The organism is Microvirga massiliensis (genome assembly GCF_001006805.1).
GTDB lineage: Bacteria > Pseudomonadota > Alphaproteobacteria > Rhizobiales > Beijerinckiaceae > Microvirga > Microvirga massiliensis.
Genome location: NZ_LN811351.1, coordinates 263,736 through 273,468 on the forward strand (window position 1 = coordinate 263,736; position 9,733 = coordinate 273,468).

A 9,733-nucleotide genomic window follows, 5' to 3' on the forward strand; every position below is an offset into this window, starting at 1 on the left:
GCCCTCCTGCTCGATATTTTGTATGGATAATTTTCCCATACAAAACCTAGAGAATACATCACTGAAATGATTGCCGAGCCCGGGATATTCAACGGAGATCGGTATCTCTCGCGACAGAATGTATGCGTGCTGGATGCATACATAAGCTGGACAAAGGGGTCAAGAAATCGTGGTTTCCTGGCAGCCCAGACTCGAAGTTGGCAGCGGGCCCAAATACCTCGCCATCGCCGAGGCCCTTCTCAGTGACATCCATTCGGGCCGCTTGAGGCCGGGTGATCGGCTTCCGCCTCAGCGTCTCCTCGCGAAGGCGCTGGGCGTCGACCTCACGACCGTGACGCGAGCCTTCAACGAGGCGCGGCGCCAGGGACTGATCGAGGCCAAGACCGGACGGGGAAGTTTCGTGCGCAGGCGGATTGACCCGGACCAAGAGAGTTCAGCCGCCGATGGTCTGCCTCTCGTCGACTTGAGCATGAACATGCCGCCGCAGCCCTCCGAGGCGATACTGCGGGAGCGGATTCAGAGCGGGATCGCAACCGTCCTGGGTTCGCCGCATGGATCGCTTCATCTTCATTACCAGGACAGCGCCGGTGCTGGTCCGGCGCGCAGCGCGGGCGCCCGATGGCTGGCACAGCGGCTCGGACCGGTGCCCCTCGAGCGGGTCATGGTCGTAGGCGGCGCGCAGGTCGCGCTGTCGGGGATCGTGGCTGCCATCCTGCAGCCCGGAGATGTCCTGTGCACGCCCTCACTCACCTATCCCGGCCTGAAAGCCGTTGCCGAGAAGCGGGGCATTCGCTTGGCCCCCGTAGCGTTCGACGAGGAGGGGCTCGATCCTGCGGCCTTCGAGGAAAGTTGCCGGAGGGACGGTCCGCGGGCTCTTTACTGCGTTCCGACGATCCACAATCCGACGACCGTAACCCTGCCACCCCAGCGACGGGAGGAGATTGCCCGGATCGCGCGCCACTACCGCGTATCGATCATCGAGGATGACGCCTATGGGGCGTTGCCACGCAAAGCGCCGGCCCCCGTCGCGGCGTTGGCGCCCGACATCACCTGGCTGGTGGCGACCTTGTCGAAATGCGTGACCCCGGCGCTGAGGACGGCCTATGTCGTGACGCCGGGCATTACCGAAACCCTGCGTCTCACGGCTGAAATTCGGGCCATGAGCATGATGGCGCCGCCGCTCATGACCGCCCTGGCCTCACAATGGGTGCTCGACGGCACGCTGGACACAATAACCACTGCCGTGAGGGACGAGAGCGCTGCGCGTCAGAAGATGGCTGCGCGGATTCTTCACGGCGTCGATTTCCTGGCGCACCCTGAAGGACATCATCTCTGGCTGACCTTGCCCGACCGGTGGCGCCGGGCAGATCTCATCGCGCAGGCGCGCCAGTCCGGGCTGGCACTCGTGCCGAGTGATGCTTTTGCCGTGGGGACGGCACCCGATGCAATTCGGGTGTCCCTCGGCGCCGCCCAGAACCGCGCAGCATTGGAGCGGGGATTGCGGCTGCTCGCGGCCTTGCTGGTGCAGGGGCCAGGCACTCTGTCGTCCGTTGTCTGACACGGCCGAACGCATGCTGAAGGCGGCCGGAACCGAGCTACGGAGTCGGGCGAGACCTGATCTCTCGGAAATCACGGGGCTCTGGGAAATGTTTTCTCGACCGACCTCATCACCTTGGCTCGCCGCACGACACGGCGGGCCCGCCTGATGCGGCGCCACAGGCCCAGGGCGCGCAACAGAAGCGCGAACCCGAACCAGATCAGCATGATTACGAGTGGCGCAATCACGAGCGCCGGAAATACGGTCACGAGCCCTGCGAGCGCGAGCGAAAGGAAGCCGATCATCGCCACGCTGCGGGCTTCGGTCTTCGTCAGCGAGCGGCCGCCCGTGACCGCATTCCCGAGCGTGTGCGAGAGCGCAATCGCGCCGGCCGCGAAGCGGCCCATGTCGCGCGGCGTCGACCGGCGCTTCGACCGACCCGTGCCGAGATTGGCCGCAAGGGCCCGCCGGGTGGCACGGCCGGGCACGATCTCGGTCGCGTTGCGGAGGTCCTGAAGGTACATCGCTTCCATGGCCTCGCCGAACGCGGCATTCTCGACGACCACGTCGAGTTCCCAGTTCGTCGCCCAGCTTGCAAGATTGAGGTTGGTCGAGCCGACCCGGGACCAGCGCCCGTCGGCGACCGCCGTCTTCGCGTGAAGCATCGACCCGTTCCACTCGAAGACCCTAATGCCGTTCTCGATCAGAGGGCGATAGCCCGCGCGGATGATCGGCTGCAGAACCGGAATATCGCTCGTTCCCGGAACGAGCAGACGGACATCGACTCCTGCCCGGGCTGCCTCCGAGAGCGCCTGCACGTAGGACGTCGTCGCGACGCTGTAGGCGTCCGTGAGCCAGAGCCGCCGCCGGGCCGTCGCAGCGATCAGCTGATCGAGCCTGTAGGTGCGGAAGACGCCCGGCTGGCCGCTGATCACGCGGGCCGCGACATGACCCGCGGGAGCAATCGTTGCTGGATCGACAAGCTCATCGGCCGGCAGAGGATCTCCGGCACAGGCCCAGGTCGCCGCGAAAGCCGCGTCGAGGTCGGCGACGACCGGACCCGTGAGGGAAAGGCCCGTGTCGCGCCAGGGCTCTCCTCCGTGCTTCCCCTGCCACGCATCCGAGATGCAGAGGCCGGACACGAAACCGGTTTGCCCGTCGGCGGTGATGAGCTTGCGATGGTTGCGCCGGATCCAGAAGGGCGCCGTCAGGCGGGGCGGATTGAAGACCCGCACCTCGACGCCGGCCTTCCGGAGGCGAGACCAGAAGCGGGGAAGGGCCCGCCCGGAGGAGCCGAGCCAATCATAGAGGACGCGCACCCGAACGCCCACGGAGGCTCGCTCCGCAAGCGCCTCTGCAAAGGAGCGCCCGGTCTCGTCGTCGGCGACGATGAAGTTCTCGAAATGGATCACGCGCTGGGCATTGCGGATCACGTCGAGCCACAGGGGAAAGTTTTCCGCAGCGTTGCGCAGCAAGCGGACATCGTTCCCCAGCCGCAACTCGCTTCCGGAGATCCGCGCGAAAGCGCGTCCGAGATTCCCGGATTCGAGGGCTGCAGCAGGAGCGATTGAATCATCCATGAGGAGACAACGCCCGAAACGACCGGAAGTCCCACGGCAAGGCTTGCGCCGCTTCGATCATGGCCCGCCGGACCGGCTTGGCCGTTTCCGTCCATTGCCACCGCCGCGCCGCATTCACTCAAGATTAACTCTGCCGCCAAGTTTCGCGAATCCGTGACTTTCCCGTCCTTCCGCGCAAGACCTCATCAAGGTTGACGGAACCTGCTCTTAACCAAGAGGCCGCTACCGAATGGGTCACGTTCGGCAGACGGTTGCGTAAGGAGTCTTTGCCCATGTTCACGACGCGTGCCGTGAAGTTCGCTACCCTTTTCGTCGCGACGCTCGGCGTTGCGGCCTGCTCATCCAACAAGGACCAGACTGCCGGAGGGGGCTTCGGTGCCGGTGCCGGCGGCATCGGGGGAGCCGGCGCCGCCACGCCCGGTTCCGCCCAGGATTTCGTGGTCAATGTCGGCGACCGGGTTTTCTTCGAGACCGATTCGACGGATCTCACCCCGACGGCGACGACGACTCTCGACAGGCAGGCCCAATGGCTGTCCCGCTATCCGAACTATGCCGTGCTTCTCGAAGGCCATGCCGATGAGCGCGGGACCCGCGAATACAACTTCTCGCTCGGGGCACGCCGCGCGCAGACCGTTCGTGACTACCTCGCGTCCCGGGGCATTCAGGGTAACCGGATCCGGACAGTCTCCTACGGGAAAGAGCGTCCTGTCGCGGTGTGCAACGACATCTCCTGCTGGTCCCAGAACCGGCGCGTCGTCACCGTCCTCGACACGGGCGCCGGAATGTAGGCCGGCCCGGCCCGGGTGCGGCATCGGGCTCGATGCTCTGCCGGATGGGAAATCGGCCTATCCGGCACGCCGCCTATTCGCCCCGACGGCGCTCCTGTGGTATCGGCACCGCCTCAAGTGCAGCCAACATGACCATGCTCCGTCCACTCGCCTGTCTCATCCTTCTCCTGCTCGTGACGCCTGCGTCCGCCCAGGATGCCGCGGATGTTATCGTTCGCCTCAACCGGCTCGAGAACCAGGTCCGCTCGCTGTCCGGGAAGATCGAAGAGCTCGAATACGAGAACCGTCAGCTGCGCGAGCAGATGCGCAAGTTCCAGGAGGACGTCGAATACCGCTTCCAGGAGCGCTCGGGGGCGCCGAGATCCGGGTCGTCTCCGGGGCCCGGCACGACGCCGGCACCGCGTGCTCCAGCCCCGACGCCCCCAGCGCGGCGCAGCGATGTCTTCGATCCGTCGGAAGCCCCGAACGCGCCGGGCGCGCCGAGGCCCCTCGGATCGACGCAACCCTCCGCGCCACTCGACGCGCGGCCTGGCTCGCCGGGAGCTCCCCTGGCGCTCCCGGGCAGCCGGCTGTCGAGCATCGACGATCTCATCGCGACCGATGACGGCGATGTCGGGGGAGGGGCGCTCGACCTCGAACGAACCGGGCGGGTTCCGGCGCCGCCGCCCCGCACGGGTCCGAGCATCGCGGCCACCGGCACGGGAGATGCCCGAGCGGATTACGAGGCGGCCTACTCCTATCTTCTTCAGAAGCAGTACGAGCAGGCCGAGATGGGCTTTCGCCGGTTCATCCAGTCGCATCCGCGGGACCAGCTCGTCCCCGAGGCCACGTATTGGCTCGGCGAAGCTTATCTTCAGCGAAACCGGCATCGGGAAGCCGCCGAGCAGTTCTTGAACGTCTCCACCGAGCATCCGGGAGCCTCCAAGGCGCCCGATGCACTTCTGAAGCTCGGCGTGGCGCTCAATGCCATGGGCGCCCGTGACCGGGCCTGCGCGGTCTTCGCCGAACTCGACCGCAAATACCCGCAGACGCCTTCCAACCTGCGCGAGGCGTCGGGTCGGGAGCAGAAGCGGGCCCGGTGCGCCTGAGATAGGCCGTGTCTTCCCTGTCGAGCTCCGGCGAGGCGCTCACGCCATCGGATCTCGAAGCTATCCTCGGGCCTTTCTTGTTCAGACGGGAGAGTCATGATCGGCCGGCGGTGCTCGCCGTGTCCGGCGGACCCGATTCCACGGTTCTCTTGCGAGGCGCCGCCGGCCTGCAGGCGCGGCGCGAGGCCGTGCCGCTTATTGCCGCCACCGTCGATCACGGTCTGCGCCCGGAAGCCGCGGCGGAAGCGCAGCAGGTCGAGGCCTGGGCGGCGGCGGTCGGGATCCCCCACCGCATCCTGAGATGGTCGGGCGAAAAGCCGCGCACCGGCCTGCAGGAGGCCGCGCGGCATGCGCGATACGGGCTGCTCGCTGCGCTTGCCCGGCAGATCGGTGCCGCGCGTATCCTGACGGCCCATACGCTCGACGATCAGGCGGAGACGATGCTGATGCGCCTCGCCCGCGGTTCGGGCCCCTCCGGTCTCCGCGGCATGGCGATTGAATCCCCGCTGCAGGAATTCGCGCTTACGCGGCCGTTCCTCGGCACCCGCAAGGATCGGCTCCTGGCGACCTGCCAGCTTCAGGGTTGGCCCTTCATCGAGGACCCGTCCAACGAGAACGAGCAGTTCACGCGAGTGCGCCTGAGGCGGCAGCTGTTGCCGCAACTCGCCCACGAGGGGATCACTCCCGAGCGCCTCGCGACGCTGGCGCAGCGGCTCCGAAGAGCCGAGGAGGCACTGGCCGTCCGGGCGAGGGATGTCCTCTGCGCAACCCTGCTGCGCAGAGGGGAGGGGGAATTGAGTCTCGACGGGGTGGCGCTGCAGGCCGAGCCGGAGGAGATCCGACTGCGCGTGCTGGCGCTTTGCATCGAGGAAATTGCCGGAGAGGCTTTCAGTCCGCGCCTCGAACGTCTCGAGCGGGCTGAGGCACGGCTCTCCGAGGCCTTGCGGATGGGCGGGCGTTCTCGCGTGTCCCTGGGAGGTATGCTCCTCACAATCATAAACGGAACATTATGCGTGACGCCCGAACCAACACGCTACCGGGGACGTTATGTATCCATCAGTGAAGATGACGCATGACTGCCGCATTCCCTTGGCAATGCGGAGGCGCATGCCTATTTTGCTGATATTGACCACGCGGGCGTGGGCCCGCCGCCGACCCCCAGGGGCAGACCCGATCGATGAATCCGAACTTTCGTAATTTCGCCCTGTGGGTCGTTATCTTCCTCTTGGTGCTCGCGCTCGTCACCCTGTTCCAGAATCCTGGCCAGCGCGGTGGCGGTACCGACATCGCCTACAGCCAGTTGCTGAACGAGGCTGATGCGGGCCGCATCTCGAACGTGGTGATCTCCGGACCGGAGATCAGCGGCACGTTCACGGATGGTCGTACCTTCACGACCTATGCGCCGAACGATCCGATGCTGGTGAGCAAGCTCCAGCAGAAGGGGGTTCAGATAACGGCCCGGCCGCAATCCGACAACACGCCCTGGTTCATTGCGCTCCTTGTGAACGCTCTCCCGTTCGTGCTCTTCATCGGCGCATGGGTATTCCTGTCGCGCCAGATGCAGAGCGGCGCCGGACGGGCCATGGGCTTCGGCAAGTCGAAAGCGAAACTCCTCACGGAGGCGCATGGTCGCGTCACCTTCGAGGATGTCGCGGGCGTGGACGAGGCCAAGGAGGATCTGCAGGAGATCGTGGAGTTCCTGCGCGATCCACAGAAATTCCAGCGGCTCGGCGGGCGCATCCCGCGCGGTGTGCTGCTCGTGGGGCCTCCCGGAACCGGTAAGACCCTGATCGCGCGCGCCGTCGCAGGTGAGGCCAACGTGCCCTTCTTCACGATCTCGGGTTCCGATTTCGTCGAGATGTTCGTGGGCGTCGGTGCGTCGCGCGTGCGCGACATGTTCGATCAGGCGAAGAAGAACGCGCCCTGCATCATCTTCATCGACGAGATCGACGCGGTCGGCCGCCATCGCGGCGCCGGCCTCGGCGGTGGCAACGACGAGCGTGAGCAGACCCTCAACCAGCTGCTCGTCGAGATGGACGGCTTCGAGGCCAACGAGGGCATCATCATCATCGCGGCGACGAACCGTCCCGACGTGCTCGATCCGGCACTTCTGCGGTCTGGCCGCTTCGACCGCCAGATCGTGGTCCCGAATCCGGATGTGGTCGGGCGCGAGCGGATCCTGCGCGTTCACGTCCGCAAGGTGCCGCTGGCGCCGGATGTCGACCTCAAGGTGATCGCGCGCGGCACGCCGGGCTTCTCCGGGGGCGATCTCATGAACCTCGTCAACGAGGCGGCACTGCTCGCGGCGCGGCGCGGCAAGCGCATCGTGACGATGCACGAGTTCGAGGATGCCAAGGACAAGGTCATGATGGGGGCGGAGCGCCGCACCCTGGTGATGACCGACGACGAAAAGCGTCTGACCGCCTATCACGAGGCGGGCCACGCGATCGTGGCCCTCAACGTGCCGGCCACGGATCCCGTCCACAAGGCGACGATCATTCCCCGTGGGCGTGCCCTCGGCATGGTGATGCAGCTGCCCGAGCGCGACAAGCTGTCGATGACCTTCGAGCAGATGACGTCGCGCCTCGCCATCATGATGGGCGGGCGGATCGCCGAGGAGATGATCTTCGGGCACGAGAAGGTCACCTCGGGAGCCCAGTCCGATATCGAGCAGGCGACGCGGCTGGCGCGCATGATGGTGACGCGCTGGGGCTTCTCGCCGGAGCTCGGCACGGTGGCCTATGGCGAAAACCAGGACGAGGTGTTCCTGGGCATGAGCGTGGCGCGCCAGCAGAACGTCTCCGAGGCGACGGCCCAGAAGATCGACTCCGAGGTGCGCCGTCTCGTCGAGGCGGGCCTCAACGATGCGCGGCGGATCCTGACGGAACGGCGCGAGGATCTCGAGGCGCTGGCCCGCGGCCTTCTCGAATACGAGACTCTCTCGGGCGACGAGATCCGCGACCTGCTCAACGGGAAGCCGCCGGTCCGCGACACCGGGGAGCCGGTGACGCCTGCGCGCGGCTCGCCGGTCCCCTCCGCAGGACGCGGCCGGCCTCGGGAATCGGACGGCGGGCTCGAGCCGCAGCCGCAGGCCTGAAGCTCCGCTGATCGACTTCTTACTGAATGGCCGGGCCTGCCCGGCCATTCGCATGTACGGCCACCTGCATCCGACGGGTGGCTCCCTCGAATTTGTCCTTGTTCATCCTCATACGGTAGGGAATCTTCGAGGCTGAAACCGCGGTGCTTCGTCCTGCGAGCGGGCACCTATCCCGAGGAGTGCGGGGAACGGACATGAGTGAGGCACGCAAATATTTCGGGACCGATGGCGTCCGGGGGCGCGCGAACGGCGTGATCACGCCGGATCTCGCGATGCGCGTCGGGCAGGCCGCCGGCCTGGTGTTCCATCGTGGCGAGTATCGCCACCGGGTCGTGATCGGAAAGGACACTAGGCTGTCCGGCTATATGATCGAGAACGCCATGGTGGCCGGATTCACCTCGGTCGGGATGGATGTGCTGCTGCTCGGCCCGATGCCGACGCCCGCAGTTGCGATGCTCACCCGGTCCATGCGCGCCGATCTCGGGGTGATGATCTCCGCCTCCCACAACAGCTACGAGGACAACGGCATCAAGCTCTTTGGGCCGGACGGCTTCAAGCTCTCCGATAGCGTCGAGCACGCCATCGAAGCGCTGATCGACGCGGATATGTCCAAGCGCCTGGCCGGCTCGGCGGATCTCGGGCGCGCGAAGCGCGTCGAGAGCGTCCACGCCCGTTACATCGAGTCCGCGAAGCGCACGCTGCCGCGCCAGGTCACCTTCGAGGGGCTGCGCGTGGTCGTAGATTGCGCCAACGGGGCCGCCTACAAGGTCGCCCCCGAGACGCTCTGGGAACTCGGCGCGGAGGTCGTGTCGATCGGCGTCGAGCCGGACGGCTTCAACATCAATCGGGAGGTCGGATCGACGGCTCCCGAAGCGCTCGTCCGGAAAGTGCGCGAGCTGCGCGCCGATGTCGGGATTGCGCTCGACGGCGACGCGGATCGCGTCCTCATCGTCGATGAGAAAGGGCACCTCGTCGACGGCGACCAGTTGATGGCGGTTGTCGCGCGGTCCTGGAAGGACGATGGACGCCTGTCCCGGGCTGGGATCGTGGCGACGATCATGTCCAATCTGGGCCTGGAGCGCTATCTCGATGGGATCGGTCTCGGCCTCGTGCGCACGGCGGTCGGTGACCGCTACGTCCTCGAGCACATGCGCGAGCACGGCTACAATCTCGGCGGCGAGCAATCAGGCCACATCATCATGTCGGATTATGCGACGACCGGCGACGGCCTGATCGCGGCGCTCCAACTCCTCGCCATGGTGAAGCGCCTCGACCGTCCGGTCTCGGAGGTCTGCCATTCCTTCGAGCCGCTGCCCCAGATCCTCAAGAACGTGCGCTACAAGTCCGGCCAGCCGCTCCAGCAATCGACGGTCGTGACCGCAATCGAAGCCGCCCGTCAGCGCCTCGGCGCGAGCGGACGCCTCGTGATCCGCCCCTCCGGCACCGAACCCGTTATCCGCGTGATGGGTGAGGGTGACGACCGCGATCTCGTGACCGAGGTCGTCGACGATGTCGTCGACGCGCTGACGCGTGTGGCGGCGTGAGTGGGTGCTGCAGCGCTCGATAATGAGAGCGCGGTGTTTCCTCCCTCACCCGGACGCTTCGCGTCCGTCCTTTCCCGCCAGGGGAGAGGTGAAGCTCCG

7 protein-coding genes are annotated in these 9,733 nt (G+C 66.3%); 6 read left to right on the top strand and 1 reads right to left on the bottom strand.

What is annotated here, in order from left to right; all coding sequences use genetic code 11:
• The first annotated feature begins 166 nt into the window (after window positions 1-166).
• The gene (locus tag BN1233_RS06400) at window positions 167-1,558 is read left to right on the top strand and encodes an aminotransferase-like domain-containing protein (protein ID WP_046862707.1); all 1,392 of its coding nucleotides are present in this window, start codon (window positions 167-169) and stop codon (window positions 1,556-1,558) included.
• A 71-nt stretch (window positions 1,559-1,629) separates the two neighbouring features.
• On the opposite strand, the gene BN1233_RS06405 is transcribed toward BN1233_RS06400, so the two are convergent.
• The gene (locus BN1233_RS06405; protein ID WP_046862708.1) at window positions 1,630-3,117 is read right to left on the bottom strand and encodes a phospholipase D-like domain-containing protein; all 1,488 of its coding nucleotides are present in this window, start codon (window positions 3,115-3,117) and stop codon (window positions 1,630-1,632) included.
• A 272-nt stretch (window positions 3,118-3,389) separates the two neighbouring features.
• Between BN1233_RS06405 and pal the strand changes: the two genes are divergently transcribed.
• The 5 genes from pal (at window position 3,390) to glmM (ending at window position 9,634) form a co-directional block, all read left to right on the top strand.
• A complete protein-coding gene (gene pal, locus BN1233_RS06410) occupies window positions 3,390-3,905 on the top strand; it encodes a peptidoglycan-associated lipoprotein Pal (protein WP_046862709.1) in 516 nt (171 codons plus the stop codon).
• A gap of 128 nt (window positions 3,906-4,033) precedes the next feature.
• Window positions 4,034-4,993: a tol-pal system protein YbgF gene (gene ybgF / locus BN1233_RS06415; RefSeq protein ID WP_244470950.1), complete on the top strand. Its 960-nt coding sequence runs from the start codon at window positions 4,034-4,036 to the stop codon at window positions 4,991-4,993.
• Window positions 4,994-5,010: 17 nt separating this feature from the next.
• The gene (tilS, locus tag BN1233_RS06420) at window positions 5,011-6,069 is read left to right on the top strand and encodes a tRNA lysidine(34) synthetase TilS (RefSeq protein ID WP_425311696.1); all 1,059 of its coding nucleotides are present in this window, start codon (window positions 5,011-5,013) and stop codon (window positions 6,067-6,069) included.
• A 101-nt stretch (window positions 6,070-6,170) separates the two neighbouring features.
• Window positions 6,171-8,090, top strand: coding sequence for an ATP-dependent zinc metalloprotease FtsH (gene ftsH / locus BN1233_RS06425; protein ID WP_046862710.1), 1,920 nt, complete (start codon window positions 6,171-6,173; stop codon window positions 8,088-8,090).
• A 194-nt stretch (window positions 8,091-8,284) separates the two neighbouring features.
• On the top strand, window positions 8,285-9,634 hold the full coding sequence (glmM, locus tag BN1233_RS06430; protein ID WP_046862711.1) for a phosphoglucosamine mutase: 1,350 nt from the start codon (window positions 8,285-8,287) through the stop codon (window positions 9,632-9,634).
• Window positions 9,635-9,733 lie beyond the last annotated feature (99 nt).

Coding starts and splice junctions, on each gene's coding strand:
- BN1233_RS06405 (WP_046862708.1), bottom strand. CDS start 3,117: ATGGATGATTCAATCGCTCCTGCTGCAGCCCTCGAATCCGGGAATCTC.
- pal (WP_046862709.1), top strand. CDS start 3,390: ATGTTCACGACGCGTGCCGTGAAGTTCGCTACCCTTTTCGTCGCGACG.
- ybgF (WP_244470950.1), top strand. CDS start 4,034: ATGACCATGCTCCGTCCACTCGCCTGTCTCATCCTTCTCCTGCTCGTG.
- ftsH (WP_046862710.1), top strand. CDS start 6,171: ATGAATCCGAACTTTCGTAATTTCGCCCTGTGGGTCGTTATCTTCCTC.
- glmM (WP_046862711.1), top strand. CDS start 8,285: ATGAGTGAGGCACGCAAATATTTCGGGACCGATGGCGTCCGGGGGCGC.